At 56.4% G+C, this 16018-nt stretch carries 15 protein-coding genes and 1 riboswitch; of the genes, 5 read left to right on the top strand and 10 right to left on the bottom strand.

Features of this window, described 5'->3' with window-relative positions:
- Window positions 1-123 precede the first annotated feature (123 nt).
- On the bottom strand, window positions 124-402 hold the full coding sequence (locus tag GN111_RS19945) for a hypothetical protein (RefSeq protein WP_155305436.1): 279 nt from the start codon (window positions 400-402) through the stop codon (window positions 124-126).
- Window positions 403-596: 194 nt separating this feature from the next.
- Window positions 597-803: riboswitch (cobalamin riboswitch) on the bottom strand.
- Between the two features lie 108 nt (window positions 804-911).
- Window positions 912-1793: an acyl-CoA thioesterase II gene (gene tesB, locus GN111_RS19940; protein WP_155305435.1), complete on the bottom strand. Its 882-nt coding sequence runs from the start codon at window positions 1791-1793 to the stop codon at window positions 912-914.
- Window positions 1794-1916: 123 nt separating this feature from the next.
- Between tesB and GN111_RS19935 the strand changes: the two genes are divergently transcribed.
- Window positions 1917-2729 carry a DUF3786 domain-containing protein gene (locus GN111_RS19935; RefSeq protein ID WP_155305434.1) on the top strand — a complete coding sequence of 271 codons (813 nt, stop codon included), beginning with the start codon at window positions 1917-1919 and terminating at the stop codon, window positions 2727-2729.
- Here GN111_RS19935 and GN111_RS19930 read toward each other — a convergent pair.
- The 3 genes from GN111_RS19930 to GN111_RS19920 all read right to left on the bottom strand — a co-directional run bounded on the left by GN111_RS19930 (window position 2726) and on the right by GN111_RS19920 (window position 4950).
- On the bottom strand, window positions 2726-3538 hold the full coding sequence (locus GN111_RS19930) for an acyl-CoA thioesterase (RefSeq protein WP_170302376.1): 813 nt from the start codon (window positions 3536-3538) through the stop codon (window positions 2726-2728). The two genes, GN111_RS19935 and GN111_RS19930, sit on opposite strands and share 4 nt — an antisense overlap.
- A gap of 53 nt (window positions 3539-3591) precedes the next feature.
- Window positions 3592-4227 (bottom strand): LysE family translocator, encoded by a 636-nt coding sequence (locus tag GN111_RS19925; protein WP_155305432.1) that lies wholly within the window; start codon window positions 4225-4227, stop codon window positions 3592-3594.
- A 93-nt stretch (window positions 4228-4320) separates the two neighbouring features.
- Window positions 4321-4950 carry a TetR/AcrR family transcriptional regulator gene (locus GN111_RS19920; protein ID WP_155305431.1) on the bottom strand — a complete coding sequence of 210 codons (630 nt, stop codon included), beginning with the start codon at window positions 4948-4950 and terminating at the stop codon, window positions 4321-4323.
- A 155-nt stretch (window positions 4951-5105) separates the two neighbouring features.
- On the opposite strand from GN111_RS19920, the gene GN111_RS19915 reads away from it, so the two are divergent.
- Genes GN111_RS19915 through GN111_RS19905 form a run of 3 tightly spaced genes read left to right on the top strand, consistent with a single transcriptional unit; the run spans window position 5106 to window position 8238 of the window.
- Entirely contained in the window at window positions 5106-6221 is a 1116-nt protein-coding gene (locus GN111_RS19915; protein ID WP_155305430.1) for a 2-hydroxyacyl-CoA dehydratase subunit D, read from the top strand.
- 17 nt (window positions 6222-6238) lie between these two features.
- Window positions 6239-7474, top strand: a complete 1236-nt coding sequence (locus tag GN111_RS19910) for a 2-hydroxyacyl-CoA dehydratase subunit D (protein WP_155305429.1) — start codon at window positions 6239-6241, stop codon at window positions 7472-7474.
- The gene (locus GN111_RS19905) at window positions 7471-8238 is read left to right on the top strand and encodes an acyl-CoA dehydratase activase (protein ID WP_155305428.1); all 768 of its coding nucleotides are present in this window, start codon (window positions 7471-7473) and stop codon (window positions 8236-8238) included. The genes GN111_RS19910 and GN111_RS19905 overlap by 4 nt, the downstream gene beginning before the upstream one ends.
- Window positions 8239-8318: 80 nt before the next feature.
- Here GN111_RS19905 and GN111_RS19900 read toward each other — a convergent pair whose 3' ends face one another.
- Window positions 8319-8927 carry a short chain dehydrogenase gene (locus GN111_RS19900; protein WP_155305427.1) on the bottom strand — a complete coding sequence of 203 codons (609 nt, stop codon included), beginning with the start codon at window positions 8925-8927 and terminating at the stop codon, window positions 8319-8321.
- A gap of 169 nt (window positions 8928-9096) precedes the next feature.
- Window positions 9097-10206 (bottom strand): aminotransferase class I/II-fold pyridoxal phosphate-dependent enzyme, encoded by a 1110-nt coding sequence (locus tag GN111_RS19895; protein ID WP_155305426.1) that lies wholly within the window; start codon window positions 10204-10206, stop codon window positions 9097-9099.
- 147 nt (window positions 10207-10353) lie between these two features.
- On the opposite strand from GN111_RS19895, the gene GN111_RS19890 reads away from it, so the two are divergent.
- The gene (locus GN111_RS19890) at window positions 10354-10920 is read left to right on the top strand and encodes a flavodoxin family protein (protein WP_155305425.1); all 567 of its coding nucleotides are present in this window, start codon (window positions 10354-10356) and stop codon (window positions 10918-10920) included.
- 68 nt (window positions 10921-10988) lie between these two features.
- On the opposite strand, the gene qmoC is transcribed toward GN111_RS19890, so the two are convergent.
- The 3 genes from qmoC to GN111_RS19875 form a co-directional block, all read right to left on the bottom strand.
- Entirely contained in the window at window positions 10989-12137 is a 1149-nt protein-coding gene (gene qmoC, locus GN111_RS19885) for a quinone-interacting membrane-bound oxidoreductase complex subunit QmoC (protein ID WP_155305424.1), read from the bottom strand.
- 72 nt (window positions 12138-12209) lie between these two features.
- Window positions 12210-14546: an FAD-dependent oxidoreductase gene (locus GN111_RS19880; protein ID WP_155305423.1), complete on the bottom strand. Its 2337-nt coding sequence runs from the start codon at window positions 14544-14546 to the stop codon at window positions 12210-12212.
- 10 nt (window positions 14547-14556) lie between these two features.
- Entirely contained in the window at window positions 14557-15834 is a 1278-nt protein-coding gene (locus GN111_RS19875) for a CoB--CoM heterodisulfide reductase iron-sulfur subunit A family protein (protein WP_155305422.1), read from the bottom strand.
- Window positions 15835-16018 lie beyond the last annotated feature (184 nt).

Genomic DNA, 16018 nt, shown 5'->3' with positions numbered 1-16018 from the left:
ACATGTCATTCCCGCGGCGGGAATCCTAAATGATCGTATGGGCTAAAAATTTTTCGCCCATACCCCGCCTTCGCGGGGATGACATCAATCGACCCAATTCGACTTTTTGCGAAACCATCAAAATCAGTCGTAGATATAATACTCCGGCCGTTCACCGGCGCCCTTCGGATGCGCATTAGTGCGGTAAAGCATGATCTCCCTGAACTCATAAACGGCTGGCTGGCCACCGGGATCCACACCCGTTTCCAGCGCGTAGACTTTGCCGTCGCCGCGGATTTCATAATCGGCGGTATCCGACCATCCGGACGGATGATGGATCGTGCGGTAAAACCGCCCGTCGCGAATGACATAATCCGGGGCATCGGAACTACCTGAATCTTGGGTGCGATACACTTTCGACATCGTAATCTCCTTTCTAAAAATGGTGGGCATCGCTTTTTACCCGCTCCGGGGTCGGTCCCGCATGGCGCCCAAACAAAACAGCCTTTGGAATCCATGGATTCAAAAGGCTGCACCCGTTTTCGGCACCCATTGCCCTGGTCGACAGGATCAGAGCAATAATTGTTCTCATCCCATGGGTTGAATCTCCGCAACACGGGGATGATCGCGGCAAGGCAGGTCTTCTGACTCCCCCGACTTTTCCGGCGGCCTTCCCACCCAAAAATTATCAGGCAGTGGCTCGCTCAAGGCCGAAAAAAGTTTCGAAAAGAATCGAAACAGGGTTACAGCGGCGGGACCGTTCCCGAGTTTCACGGGATTCCCTATTGCGCCCCACATAGGGCACCTTGCTGGTTCGTTTATTTCAAATTGAAGCTGTCGGTGTCAACTGGATTTTTAGTCCGCAAACGTGAAGTTCCATTGAGATTCTTCTTTCACGCAGGGAATCGGAAGGAACCGGCGGCTAACCGGCTTCATTTTTTTGGATGGTACCGCACCAGGCCCTCTTGAGCAACGGTGGCCACCAACTGGCCGTCATGGGTGAAAATGCGACCGATGGCCAGGCCCCGAGCCCGGGAGGCACTGGGACTTTGCATGGCGTAAAGCATCCAGTCGTCCATGCGAAAATCACGGTAAAACCACATGGCATGGTCCAGACTGGCTGTCTGCATCTGCGGGTCCCAGAAGGTGCGGGCGTGAGGATACAGGGCCGTACCCACCAGGTTGAAATCCGAGGCATAGGCCAGCAGGTACTGGTTGACCGCCTTGTCATCGGGCAGCGTGTCGATGGCCCGGAACCAGACATATCTCACCGGCGGCTTTTTTTCCGGCTGTAAAGGGTTCACTGGATCGACGTGGCGAATTTCGATGGGTTTGGTACAGAGAATTTTTTCTCGAATGCCCGCGGGTATGCTGTCGGCCAGTTTGCGGGCCATGACAATCTCCGGCTCCAGTCCCTCCGGTCCCTTTACCTCGGGCATTCCATCCTGGTGATCGAAGCCCGGTTCGTCGATCTGAAACGAAGCCGACATGGAGAAGATGGCCCGGCCTTTCTGCACGGCCACCACCCGGCGGGTGGTGAAACTTTTGCCGTCCCGGATGCAGTCCACGGTGTAGACGATGGGTTTGGTGGCATCACCCGCGCGCATGAAATACCCATGCAGGCTGTGGGCCAGCCGGCCCTCAGGCACGGTCTGGGACGCGGCCGACAGAGCTTGACCCAGCACCTGGCCACCGAACACATTGCCAAAACCCAGGTCCTGACTCTGACCCCGGAAGATGTTCTCCTCAATTTTTTCCAGTTTGAGCAGTTTGAGCAATTCTTCAAGAACATTGCCTTCTACGCAAACATTCATGTCCAATTCCCCTGAATTAGGATGGTAATTCAATCGCTTGTATGGATGACAACCTGAAAAATGCCATTATAGTATGATTTCGTCAACCGGCAAACATCTGGAAAGGAAAAAGAGGAGCACCCCATGCCCGCACCCAAAAATGCCATGGAAATCTTTCGACTACTGGACAAATCAAACTGCCGGGAGTGTGGAGAGAAGACCTGCCTGGCGTTTGCCGGCGCAGTTTTTCAAGGGCACCGTACAGTCGATGAGTGCCCCAAATTGACGCCTTCCGAAATCGAACAGTTTTCAGGATCTCCGTCTGGCGGCCCTTCCATCGAAGAGAACCGCGAAGCACATCTGGAAGCCATGAAGCAAAAGATCCGAAAAATAGATCTGGCAGCCGCGACAGAGAGAGCCGGCGGGCGGTTCGAAAACGGTCGCCTGATTCTCAAAATCCTCGGCAAGGATTTCAGTGTGGACGCGCAGGGCAACCTGATGTCTGACATTCACGTCAACCCCTGGTTGGCGGCGCCTTTTTTCGATTACGTTCTCAACGGCGAAGGCGTCACGCCTATCGGCCAATGGGTTTCCTTCCGGGAATTGAAAAACGGCAAGGATCGCTATCCCTTGTTCCAGAAACGCTGCGAAGAGGCCATGCAGCGCGTGGCAGACATCTACACCGATCTCTTCGATGACATCGTGCACCTCTTTTCCGGCCGGCAGGTGGAACGCCAGTTTCAGTCGGATATCTCCGTGGTGCTGCATCCCCTGCCTAAAGTACCCGTCATGATCTGCTACTGGCGTCCCGACGAAGGGATCGGATCCAGCCTCAACGTTTTTTTCGATCAAACGGCCGACCGCAACCTGGATATCGGCTCCGTCTTCTCACTGGGCGCAGGCATGGCCCTGATGTTTCAGAAGTTGGCCCTGCGGCATGGATTTGTCGAAAACTAAGCGAAAACAGTAGTCGTTTGCCGGCTATATGCCGCCAGGCGCCCCTCCGGATCCCAGATGGCCGCCCGTTCGTGCACGTAGCCCCGCTCCGCGCAATCGGCCGCACAGTGGTACCCCCACCAATCGTTTTGGGTGCAGGTGTCCCGGTCCAAATGAACGAACCCCAGTTCCCAGGTCACGGTGCTGGCCGTCGCCGGGGCTGACAACATTCCCATAACCGGTGTGGGCCAGGCATCGGCCAGGGCCACCAGCCACTCTTCGGTGAGGCAGTCGATGGGCTCGCGAAACTGGATCCACCCTCCGATTTCCCTGCCGCCCTGGCCGGAAAACGGAAGTTCTCCCAGCGCCCACCGGTAAGTAAAATGGCGGGTGAAGACCGGTGTGAGGCCTTCGATGTAGGGCAGTTCCATGGCCTCGTTTGGCGGGGGCATGGCAGGGCAGGCCGCCGGATGGATGCGGATGACGGAGTCCCGATCCTCCCCGAAGCTTCCTAATGCCGTGCAGCAGACCTGGTCCTTCTGAATCAGTTTGGCCTCCACCTGGGTGACGGATTTTCCTGCCCGCAGCACTTTAACGTGAATGGTAAATTCTTCCGGTCCCACCGGACCCACGAAAGCGATCAGCAGGCTGCGCACCTTACGCGTCGGGGCCACGTGGCCGCGCATGGCTTTGAGCGCCAGGGCACCTACCAGCCCGCCGAATCCGGCCCGGCCCTGCATCCAGTCCGGGGACAGCAGCAGAGAATGAGAATCTTTTTCTTCGGCAATGGTTTCTAAAAGTGTTGCAAACAATGTGTCTGGTGTCGTCAAATTGTCTTTCTCCATAAACGTATTCGATGAAAACGGATCTTTTTGCGGCCCGGTTAATGGGCCTGTGAAAATGCCAGGCGGATGCCCAGGGCCACAAACAAAAGGCCGGTGCATTTTTTCAATAAACCGCCGGCGGAACGATATTGGCGAAAGCGTTCCGACAACCAGGCGGCGCCGATGGCCAGGACCAGGCACCAGATGCTGCCTGTGGTGAAAAGAACCAAGCCCAGTACCAGAAACGGCAGGAAGATCGGCTGAATTCCGGGAGAAACGAATTGCGGCAGGAAAGAAAGAAAGAACAGGGCCACCTTGGGGTTGAGTACATTGGTGAGTACACCCTGCTTGTATATTTTCCAGGTATCCAGCGGCGTGGCAGGCGCATCGGAGGCTTGCTGAGGGTCCGTACGAGCCGTCATGAAGCTGATGCCGATCCAGATCAGATAGGCAGCCCCGGCAATCTTGACGACGGTAAAGGCCAGGGACGAGGTGGCCAGGATCACCGACAGGCCCAGGGCCGCCAGCAGGGTGTGAACCAGCACACCAGTCATGATTCCCAGAACCGACATGATCCCGGCCTGCCGGCCCTGGGCCATGCTGCGGCCGACAATGTACATGGTGTCCTGCCCGGGAGTGATGTTGAGCAGGATGCAGGAGAACACAAAAAGCGGAAAATCGTGAATACCAAACATTTCAATTACGCCTTGCCAAGGCCAGTTTAAGACCCAATCCAATGAACAGCCAGGAAACCGATTCCAGCATAAGCGCCTCCTTAAAAAACTGATTTATTCCGTTGTTGCCTTGGGTTCGATAAACGTCGTCAGCATCCGCTCCACCATGCCGGCGATGCGTTTCATGTGGGCGATTCGTTCGGTTTCGGTGCGTCCCGGATACTTGCGAAAACTGATCATGATGCCGCTCAGGGCGGCGAACAGAGTATGGGCCAGAAGCCGGTTGTCCTCCCGGCAGCCGATTTTTTCCAGAACGGTTTCAAGCAGGTCCATGACCTCGACGGACAGGCGATTGAGTTTTTGGGCCGAGGCTTTGCCGATGTTTCCGTGCAGGGCGAAATGGGTGATCATGCGCCAGTGGGCATCGTGTTCCACGTTGTAGTCCAGGTAGTCGTCGATGAAAGCCTTCAGGGAAAGTCCATCCGCCTGCTGTACCCGCCGCTGGAGGGACGCGATAAACTTTTCGGTGTCCCGGAAGGCGGTTTCCACGAACAGGGCTTCCTGATTGGGAAAATAGGTGTAGATGGAAGACTTGGCAATCCCGGCCGCTTTGGCGATCTCGTTCATGCTGACCTGGTCGTAGGTTTTGGTACCGAATACGGTCCGGGCGGCATCGATGATCAAATCCTCTCGGATTTGCCGTTCCTGCTGCTTGAGTTTGTTCAATGTGTCTCGTTTCGCCATGACATCTATTCGGGTATCATTATCCCGGTCGTTTTGCAACTATCGGTTGACATGCCGACCGCCGTTCGATAAAAAAAACAATAAACACATTGACGACCTGAGTCCGATCTTTTTCGGTACAACAGAACCAAAATGACACATTCGGGAGAATTGGAATGAAAGATTTGGCCGTCCTGAAAGCCGTTGCCGCCGATCCCGGAAAAACCGCACGCCAATGGAAGGCAGAAACCGGCGGCAAGGTCGTCGGCACCTTTTGCTCATACGCTCCCGAGGAACTGATCCTGGCCGGAGGGGCGCTGGCTTTTCGTGTTGTCGGCGGGAGCGGCGGGACCTCGAGCGCCGACGCCCACCTCCAGTCCTACAGCTGCAGCCTGGTGCGCGGTGCATTGGCGGACGCTCTGGAAGGGCGGCTCGATTTTCTCGACGGCGCTATCTTTCCTCACACCTGCGATTCCATTCAGCGCCTCTCGGACATATGGCGCATGAACGCGCCAACCGGTTTTCACCTGGACGTGGTGCTGCCTGTGAAACTCAATACCGACAGCGCCCGGCAATACATGACCCAGGTCCTTGGCAATGCGCGCACCCAACTGGCGTCGCTGCTGGACCGATCCATCACCGATGCCGATCTGCATCGGGCCATCGATGTGTACAATGACATTCGCAGGCCCATGCAGCGGTTGTACGAGCTGCGGTCCGAACGGCCGGGTATCGTTTCGGGCAGCGACGTGCATGCCATCGTGCGGGCATCCATGGTCATGGCGCGCCAGGAATTTCTGGAATGCCTGACACGGGTGGTGGAGCATCTGGAAGGGCAGGATCCAGGCCCATCTACCGGCAAGCGCATTTTTTTGTCCGGCGGGGTTTGCAATCTGCCTGACGTGTATAGCATCGTCGAAGCTGCCGGCGGATGGGTCGTTGCCGACGACCTGTGTACCGGATCACGGGGGTTGACCGGCCAGATCGATGCCGCCGGTGACCCCATCGCCGCCATTTCAGAACGGTACGCCCAACGGGCCATCTGCCCGGCCAAGCATACCGGCATCACCAGTCGGGGTGACGAACTGGTTCGCCTGGCTAAAAAAGAGCAGGCCGACGGGGTCATTTTTATTTTCCTCAAGTTCTGCGACCCGCATGCCTTCGACTACCCCTACCTCAAAGCCATGCTCGATGACGCCGGCATTCCCAGCCTGCTGGTGGAACTGGAGGAGCAGAATGTTTCCCGGGGGCAGCTTCAAACAAGGTGTGAGGCGTTTGTTGAGATGCTTTAAGTATACAGGAGAACGCAATGAGCGATCCCGAAAAGCCCATCGACCCTGAAAAAGAGAAACGCAAGATCAAGTCGGTCAAGCGCATGAAAGCCATCATGACCGACTACTACATTGACGCCAAAACCGCACAGCAGAACAACAAGAAAGTGGCCTGGATCACCAGCGGCGGGCCGGTGGAGCCACTCATCGCCATGGACGTGATTCCGGTTTATCCGGAAAACCACGGCGCCATGATCGGCGCATCCAAGATGGGCGTGGATCTTTGTGAAAAGGCCGAGGCCATGGGCTATGCCAGCGACCTGTGCTCCTACGCCCGGGCCGACATCGCCTGCGCCACCGTCGATGGCGGGCCCATCGGCGGACTGCCCCGACCGGACATGCTGATCTGCTGCAACAACATCTGCGGAACGGTGCTCAAGTGGTACGAGGTTCAGGCCCGCTATTTCAAGGTTCCCCTGTTCATCCTGGACACCCCCTTCATTCACACCGATTACACCCAAACGGTTCACGATTACGTGCGGACGCAGTTGGACGAGTACATCGCCTTTCTGGAAACCCACTGCGGCAAACCCTTTGACTACGACCGAATGATGGAGGTCGGCCGTCTTTCCATAAAGGGGCAGGAGCTCTGGCAGCAGGTGCTGGATACCACCGTGAACCGGCCGGCGCCCATGAGCGCTTTCGATGCCTTTTTCCACCTGGCCCTGATCGTCACCCTGCGCGGCACCCAAACGGTGGTCGATTACTACACCGAGTTGCTCGATGAGATGAAAACACGGGTTGCCGAGGGCATCGCCGCCGTAGCCGGCGAGCGCTACCGCCTGCTGTGGGACAACCTGCCGGTGTGGTACCGCACCCGCTGGCTGTCCGAGAAGTTCGCAGCCCACGGCGCCTGCCTGGTGGCAGACACCTATACCTCCTCCTGGTGCGGCACCCTCCAGTATCTGGACGAAAAGGATTTCCTGGGTTCCATGGCCGCCGGCTACGCGCGAATCTACATCAACATCGGCACCGATCAAATGGCGGACATGGTGGTGGACATGGTAAACAAATACGGGGTCGACGGACTGGTGATGCATTCCAACCGCAGCTGCAAGCCTTACAGCCTGGGTCAGTACGACATCCAGCGCATCGTCAGGGAAAAGTGCGGCATTCCCTCGCTGGTGATCGAATCGGATATGACCGATGCCCGCAATTTTTCGGAAAGCCAGATTGGGACTCGCATCGATGCGTTTATGGAGATAATTCAATGATCACCGTCGGCATCGATGTGGGCTCCATCAGCGCCAAAGCCGCTCTGGTAAGAGACAATCAGCTCGTGGGCAGCCGGGTGATCCTCACCGGCTACAATGCTCGCAATGCGGGAGAGAATATCTTCAAGGAACTGCTGAAAGTGTTGGACATCCGCGACGATGCGGTTGACCGAATCGTGGCCACCGGTTACGGTCGCAACAGTGTCGACCTGGCCGACAGGGCCGTGACCGAAATCACCTGCCATGCCGCCGGAGCCCATTTTCAGGACCCGGCTGTGCGCTGCGTCATCGACATCGGAGGGCAGGACAGCAAGGCCATTGCTCTGGACGAAAACGGCCGGGTGGTGGATTTCGCCATGAACGACAAATGTGCCGCCGGTACCGGCCGCTTCCTCGAAGTGATGGCCCGGGCCCTGGAAGTGGACCTGGACGCCTTCGGCGAGATTTCCCTGAAGGCCGACCAGCCATCCGCCATCAGCAGCCTGTGCACCGTCTTTGCCGAATCCGAAGTGATCTCCCTCATCGCCCGGGGCGAACCCCGCGAGAACATCATTGCCGGTATCCACGACTCCATCGCTGCCCGGGTCGTGGCCATGGCCAAGCGGGTGGGGATCGTCGAACCGCTGATGATGACCGGCGGGGTGGCCAGAAATATCGGCGTGGTGAAGGCGCTGGAGAAAAAGGCCGGTTGTCCGGTGCGCGTTTCCGCCCATGCCCAGGAAAACGGCGCCATCGGCGCGGCTCTGATTGCGGCCAAAGGATAAAGGATACGGTGAAGGAAAAAATCGACTAAACGGCAGCTTCTCCAGGTTCGGGTGATCTGGCCAGTTCTGCATGGCACGAATCAGCAATTGTCATACATCCGAATGATCTCGCCCGTCCCCTTGCCCAGAACGCTTTTAACGTACCCGTTGACCACTTTCCACATCGGGATGGGATTGTGCCCCGGAAAATAAGCCTCATATTTTTCCGCAGCATCTTCCACCACACCCGATGCAACCACATTGATCCGGATTCCCCGCTTCAGTTCCAGGCAGGCGGCTTTAACGAAGCTATGAATTCCGCCGTTTACCATGGCCGCGCTGGTGGTCAATTCGACGGGATGGTCGGCCAGTATTCCGGTGGACAGGGTAAAGGAACCATTATCATTGAGATACTTGTATCCGAGGCGCACCAGGTTCACCTGGCCCATCAACTTGTTTTTCAAACCGAGATAGAAATCTTCCTCAGTCATCTCTTCGAAGGCGGCCCATTTGGCCTCGCCGGCGATGCAGACAATGGCGTCGACCTTGCCGACGGATTCGAACATGGCTTGGATGGATTGGCTGTCGGTCATGTCCACCGTGATATCCCCGGAGTTTCTGCCGGCAACGATGACCTCATGCTTTTTGGCTAACTGCCTGCTGACCGGTGTGCCGATGGTTCCGTTTCCTCCAACAATCAAAATTTTCATGATTATCCTTTTTCTTTGGATAGGTTGGATTCAGTTTTGATGAAACCGTAAAAAGTCGAAATTCTCATTTTTTCGTCATTCCGGCGCAGGCCGGAATCCAGTCATTTCAATTTTTTCTGGATGCCGGATCAAGTCCGGCATGACGATGCTGCGACTTTTTACGAGACCGTCAATTATGTTTGAGATAATCTTCGAACTTCTCCAAAGCCTCGGGTAAATTCTTGCGGCCGAAACCCACCCGGAAGGCATTGTAATCCGGGCCATACAGGCTGCCTGGAAGCAGCAGCACCCCGGCTTTGTTGACCAAATCTTCGCAAAAGGCATCCACCGATCCGCGTCGCAACAGGGGAAAGGCAATGGACCCCGACTTGGGTCGCTGCCATTCAAACCAATCCGTATGTGCATCGAAAAACCGGTCCAATCCATCCAGGTTTTCGCGGATAATTTCCAGGTTGCGTTGAGCAATGGCATCGGCGTGCCGCAGCGCCAGGGTGGCCAGAAACTCGCTGGGGGCGCTGGTACAGATGGTGGTGTAATCCTTGAACGTGGCCATCTGTTGGAAAAGCGCCTCGTTTCGGGTGGCGATCCAGCCGACGCGCAGACCGGCGAGGCCGTAGGTTTTGGACATCACTCCCAAAGACACCGCCCTTGCGTTCACGTCGGCCATGGCCGGCAGTCTGTCGGCCGGATTCAGTTCCAGGCCCCGGTAGACTTCGTCCGAAAAGACAATAAAGCCGTGCCGGTCGGAAAGCTCCGACAATTCCTGCAAAAAATCGGTATTCGCCAGAAAACCGGTGGGATTGTGGGGTAGATTGACCACCACCACTTTCGCGCGGTCGGTCAGGCTTCTTTTCAAATTGTCAAGATCGAGCTGCCACCCGTTGTGCGGGTTCGCCCGCCACTCGGTCACCTCGGCTCCGATGCCGCGGGCTACGTCGCCGAGGGACTGGTAGCAGGGCGCGTGAACGATGAGATGGTCTCCGGGCTCCAGAGTGACATTCATGAAGTTGAAGATGGCCTCCTCGGCCCCTGCATGTACCAGCACCTGCTCGGCCGCAACTTTTTCATATAGGGCGGTAACGGCCTGCCTCAGTTCCGGATGACCCAAAGACTCCGTGTAGCCGAGCCAAAGCGAGTAAAATTGATCGCGGGCGCCGGCCTCCATAGCCAGCAGTTCTTCCAGGGCCATGCTTTCGCAGTCCGAAGCGCAGAGAATATACGGTGCCGAGAACTCATGCTTGGCGAAATAACGTTCCAAAAGAAAGGCATTCAGCTTCATATGGCGGTGCTCCTTTTCGCAGGTTGTCATTCATTTGCCAAAATGACGGGTTGGCAAACCGTCGTCGGTCGGATAAAGTAAATCGATTCAAAATTTCAATCAACGCACAAACCAGAACTGTTTTGATGTAACAGGAGAAAGGCTTTCATGCAAATTACCACACTTTTGGGCAGCGCCAAAAAGAAAGGCAACACGGCTACGGTACTGGGCTGGGTGGAAGTGGAACTCGAAACCCTGGGTCATTCGGTGGAACGGATCTACCTGCAAAACAAAACCATCGGGGGGTGCATGGGATGCGCCAAATGCAGGCAAACCCCCGACGCCATCGCCTGCGTTCAAAAGGACGACGCCCCGGATATCCTGGAGCGCATGATCGCGTCCGATGCGGTCCTCTACGCTTCACCAGTCTATTTCTGGGAATTTACCTCTCAGATCAAGCGGCTGATCGATCGCAGCTATGCCCTGGTAACCAACTACCACCAACCCGGTCATACTTCGTTGATGGCAAATAAGCGTATTGGGCTGCTGGCCACCGGCGGGGGGGCGTATGAGAACAATGCCGAAGGACTGTTCACCGCGTTCGACCGGATTGCAGCTTTTTTGCTGGCCGAAAAAAAAGGGAATCTGTACGTGGGCGGATGCAGTATCCCGGCCGATCTGCCGGAAACGGTCCGGGAGCAGGCAAAGGGCTTGGCAAGGTCTCTGGTCGCATAGATTGTGTCCATCAATAAAAAAGGGGGCCGAAGCCCCCTTTTAACACCCCGTATGGTTTTTCTACCCGTTTATTTTCTTCCGCTATACTCCTGGTAAGCCATGGCCGCCGTACGGTATGCAATATGGGCCAGTTTGGAAAAGGGTGTATAGGCAAACAGGCTCCACACCAGAATCAGGTGCAGAAAGTATATGATCGCCGACAGGCCGTACAGTCCGCCTAGGCGAAACATCTCGGTCAGCAGGCCGGTAGCGCCAAGGCCGAGCACCATTCCCACCAGGTACCAATCCCAGTAGCTGGAGATCTGGTCTTTTTTGGCCAGGCGGTTTTTCAGCAGCAGGATCCCGCCGATCACCAGGGCGATGCCGCCAAGGTTACCCAGCCATTTGATCGGGTTGATCTGCTGGTAGGGGCCTTCGATGTGAAATACCCACTCGGCTGCGAAAAAACAGCCGGTAACGATGAACAGACCGATGAAGCCGAAGAGCACCATCATGTGGGCCGTCGAGCGCTCCCGATTTTCGCTGCACTCGGTAAACTTGCGGTGCTGCAAAATGGTCGGTATGGTTTTGATCAGAGCCTGAACGAAGCCGGCTGGATCGATGGTTTCCTTTTCTGTCTTCCCCTCTGCAAGGGCGTTGGCATGCATTTCGGTGATGAAGCGTTTCAACCCCAAGGCAAATACCACGATCGCGAAGGTAAAGGTGGGAATCATAATGATGTCCACCAGATAGTTGGCGATGTAATCCGCCTGCCACAGGTGATCGCCGCTGGGCGCAAAGTTTAGCCAATCCACACCCACCATCTTGAGCAGCAGTCCCAGAACGATAAAGATAACTGCTGGAATGGCCAGCAGGATGGGCAGCTTTTTGGGATCGCTGACCATTTTCGCGAGGGCTTTGGGCGTGGCATATTCGATAACCGTGGCTGCACGGACCGCAGCCAGCACATCGCCGGGTTTGGCGCCGCGGGGGCAAAGGGTCGAACAGTCTCCACAGTTATGGCACAGCCAGACGTCGCCATTGCCGATCAGTTTGTCTTTCAAACCCCAGGATGTTGCAATCATCTCCTTGCGGGGAAACGGTTTGGTATCCGGTGAGATGGGGCAGGCCACCGAACAGGTAGCACACTGATAGCATTTCTTGACATCGGCGCCGCCCAATCTGCTCACTTCTTCGATAAATCCCACATCGGGATCAACCAGATATGAATCCGCCATTGGGTACCTCCTCATTAGGCTAAAATAGGTAGGAGAGGCGCTCTTCCGCGCCTCTCCATTGGTTCATCGTCATTAGAAACCCTTGAAGGGGTTCGGTCCGAGCGCTTCGATGGATTCCACAAAATCGTTGATGATCTTGGGAACCTTGTCGTAATCGTCGATGGCCACTTCGAACTGGGCCACACGCTCGTTTTCCAGCGCCAGGCTGGCCAGGGCGTCGCCGATTTTTTTCATGCGGATGTCGGCCAGCTCGGAGCCTTTTACAAAGTGACACTGGTAGTCGTCGCCATGCTTGCATCCCAGGAGAAAAACGCCGTCCATTCCCTGGGAAAGGGCGTCCTTGATCCAGATTACGTTCATGGAACCCAGGCAGCGGATGGGAATGATCCGCACATCTGCCGAGTAGCCGTAGCGGTTGAGGCCGGCCATGTCCAGCGCCGGGTAGGCGTCGTTTTCGCAGACCAGGCCCAGGATACGAAACGGCGGTTCCGTGTAATCGTCCTCGGACGGTACGCTCACCGATTTGACCATGGATCCGATGCTGTCAATATTGTAGTCGGCAAAGCCGATGATGCGCTCGGGGCAGGCGCCCATGCAGGTACCGCAACGGCGGCAGCGCGTGGGATTGGGTTTGGGCGTCCCTTTTTCGTCATCGTCCAGGGCGCCGAAGGGACACTCTTCCGTACAGCGCTTGCACTGGGTACAGCGCTGGAAGAAGAAGTCCGGGAAGGTCATGTCGCCGGAGCGGGGATGCACGCTGACGCCACGGTTGACCGATTCCAGGCACTGGATCGCCTTGAGGGCCGCACCGGAGGCGTCTTCGATGGACTCTTCCATGGTCATTGATCGACGGATAGCGCCGGCCGCGTAAATGCCGGTGCGCTGGGTTTCGTAGGGGAAGCAGATGAAGTTGGAATCCACGTAGCCGTTGAACAGGCCGATATCGCGGAAACCCGGCCCCTGGCGATAGGCCAGATTGACCACCGGATCATCCTTGGTCACCGGCACCATGCCGGCGCCCAGCACCACCAGGTCGGCTTTGACCTTGATTTTTTCTCCCAGCAGGGTGTTCTCGGCTTCAACCACAAGGCCGTTTCCGTTCTTGGCGACCTCCATCACGCTGCCTTTGGTCAAAAAGATGCCGGGATCCTGCTGCAAGCCTTTGTAGAACAGCTCGGAGAGGCCGGGTGTGCGCATATGCTGATAGAAGATGAAGGCCTTGCCGTCATCGTAATCCTCGCGTACATACTTGGCCTGCTTTAAGGCTACCATACTGGTGACCGCACCGGCGTAGGCGAAATCGCTGTCGGAATCGCCTTTGCCCGGGCTCTGAACGAAAACCACCGATTTGGCGGCTTTGCCGTCGGAGGGACGGATAATCTTGCCGTTTTTGGCGATCTCTTCGAACTGATGGTTGGTGATCACGTCGGGAATTTCGCCGTATCCCAGATGCGAGAAGTCTCCCTCGCTGAGGTCGTCCGGACGCCAGCCAGCGGCCAGAATCACGGCCCCGAACAATTCACCTTCCGGGTCCAGCGAGAGGATGTCTTTTCTGCCCTCGTTGTATTTCAGGTAAGCCTCGTGCTGTTTCTCGGCGTCCAGCTCGTTGCCCTTCTCGTCGAGCTTCATCTCTTCGGGCAGCGGGTAGGGGACGTCGAAGGGGATCTTCTCGCCCGGTTTTTTCATCGTCACCGTGAACTCGCCGGGCTGGCCGGCGATGCGGGCCACCGCGGTCTCGGTTCGCACCGTAATGTTGGGCATGGCCTCCACTTCGGCGATCTTGGCCGCTACCACCGGCGTAATCAGGGCATCGTAAGGCTCCGATACAGGAAGTTGTTTTCTCACCTTGGCCGCATATCCACCCAAGGCAGTGCTTTTTTCGACGATGGTCACATCGAAACCGGCCGTGGCCGCGTCGATGGCTGCGGACATACCGGTGATACCGCCGCCGATCACCAGAATCTTCCTGGAGAGATTTTCCAGTTTATAGGGTTCGGGCAGCTTGATCTTGCCCACACGGGTCATCGCCATGCGGATGTAATCCTCGGCCATCATCTGGACGCGGTCGTATTTGTCCTCGTCTTCTTTTTCCTCGTCGGTCAATGCGGGGAATTCGGAGCGGGGGTGAGACCAGACAACGCCCTCTCTCAGGTTGACCCGGTCGACGATGCAACCGTCGAAGCGGAAGACGTCGAAATTCACCCGGCGGGAGCAGGCCGCAATGACCAGGGAGTTGGTGCCGTCGTCAATATCTTTCTTGAGCAGTTCCAGTCCCTCCTTGCCGCACAGGAAGGGATGGGTTTTGACAGGCATGCCCCCTTCTTCGGGAACCCCGCACAGGGCCTTTACATCGAGGGATTCCCCGATGCCACAACCTTCGCAGATATATACACCATATTTTTTATCCATGGGTTACCTCCTACCTTTTCACCAGGGTTTGAATGGCCTTTAAGGCCATGCCGGTCGCATTCTGGTTGGATGAAATCACGTCGAGCGGCTTGACGGCACAGCCGGCGGCAAACTGTCCGCCTTTGGCATAGTCGTTGATGAGAAATCCATCCTCACTGACCTTCAGGTCGGCCGGCAGTTTGGCATTGGCGACCGTGGGCTGCATGCCGGTGGCCAAAACGGCCATATCCACCGTCTGGTGCGTCTTTTCCCCGGTAACCGCATTTTCGGCAACCACGGTGATGTTCTTGGTGTTCGGGTCTTCGCTGACCTCGGCCACCTTCCCCTTGATGAAAAAGACATTTTCGTCCTCTTTGATCTTCTTGTAGAACTTCTCGTAGCGGTCACCCGGCGAGCGGATGTCGATGTAAAAGATGTACACTTTGGTGTCCGGATATTGCTCGCGGATATAGGTGGCGTGCTTCAGCGAGGCCATACAGCAAATGTAGGAACAGTAGGGCAGGTGGTTTTCGTCCCGCGAACCGGCGCACTGGACAAAGGCCACGCTTTCGGGCGCCTTGTCGTCGGACGGACGCTGGATCTTTCCACCGGTGGGGCCGGATTTGGACGCCAGCCGTTCGAGCATCATGTTGGTGATGATGTTATCGTACTGGCCGAAGCCCAGGTTGTCGATGCGGTGGGCGTCGTAGGGCTCCCAGCCTGTGGCCCAGACGATGGCGCCCACGGCGAGGTCCATGGTTTTGGCCTGCATGTCCAGATCGACGGCGTCGTATTTACAGGCTTCCTTGATCTTTTCGGCATCATCGGTGCCGATGACTTGCGGCGAAATGACATATTTTGCCGGAAACGCCATTTCGAAGGGCAGATAAGCGCCCTTGGTCTTGCTCATGCCGAAGTTGTACTCGTCGGAAACCTCGGATTGGCAGGCCTGAGCACAATCGCCGCAGCAGGTACAATTCGAATTCACATAGCGGGGGTTGATCTTCACGCTGACATTGTAATTGCCGGGCGTGCCGTTCACCTTCTCCACCTCGGCCAGGGTGAAGACTTTGATTCTGGGATTGTCCTTGATCCGCCGGAAGTTGATTTCCAGGCCGCAGGTCGGGGGGCAAAGCTTGGGGAAATACTGATTCAGCTGCGCCACTCTTCCGCCCAGATAAGGATTCTTTTCGACCAGAAAGACCTCATACCCCACTTCAGCGGCCTCAAGGGCCGTGGTCAGGCCGGCAATGCCGCCACCAACCACCATAATGCTTCCACTCGCAGGGGCTGCTTTGTCGTTTGTCATGCTATCCCTCCGTGCATCAACGTTTCTAAAAAGTGATTAAACAAACGGTTCGTTTTCGTTTCGGTTCCGGGTAATACCCTTTTATTGAAACTGGAAACGGGGAGCTGGAAACCGCGGTGCCGGAACATGCCAGCCTCCAGGTGCCGGTTTCACGCTCCAATAAAATAGACCTTCTAGTTTCAGT

The organism is Desulfosarcina widdelii, from assembly GCF_009688965.1.
In the GTDB taxonomy this organism is placed as follows: Bacteria; Desulfobacterota; Desulfobacteria; order Desulfobacterales; family Desulfosarcinaceae; genus Desulfosarcina; species Desulfosarcina widdelii.
Note: the sequence above shows the minus strand (reverse complement) of the source record. Positions and strands in the feature narration are given on the sequence as shown.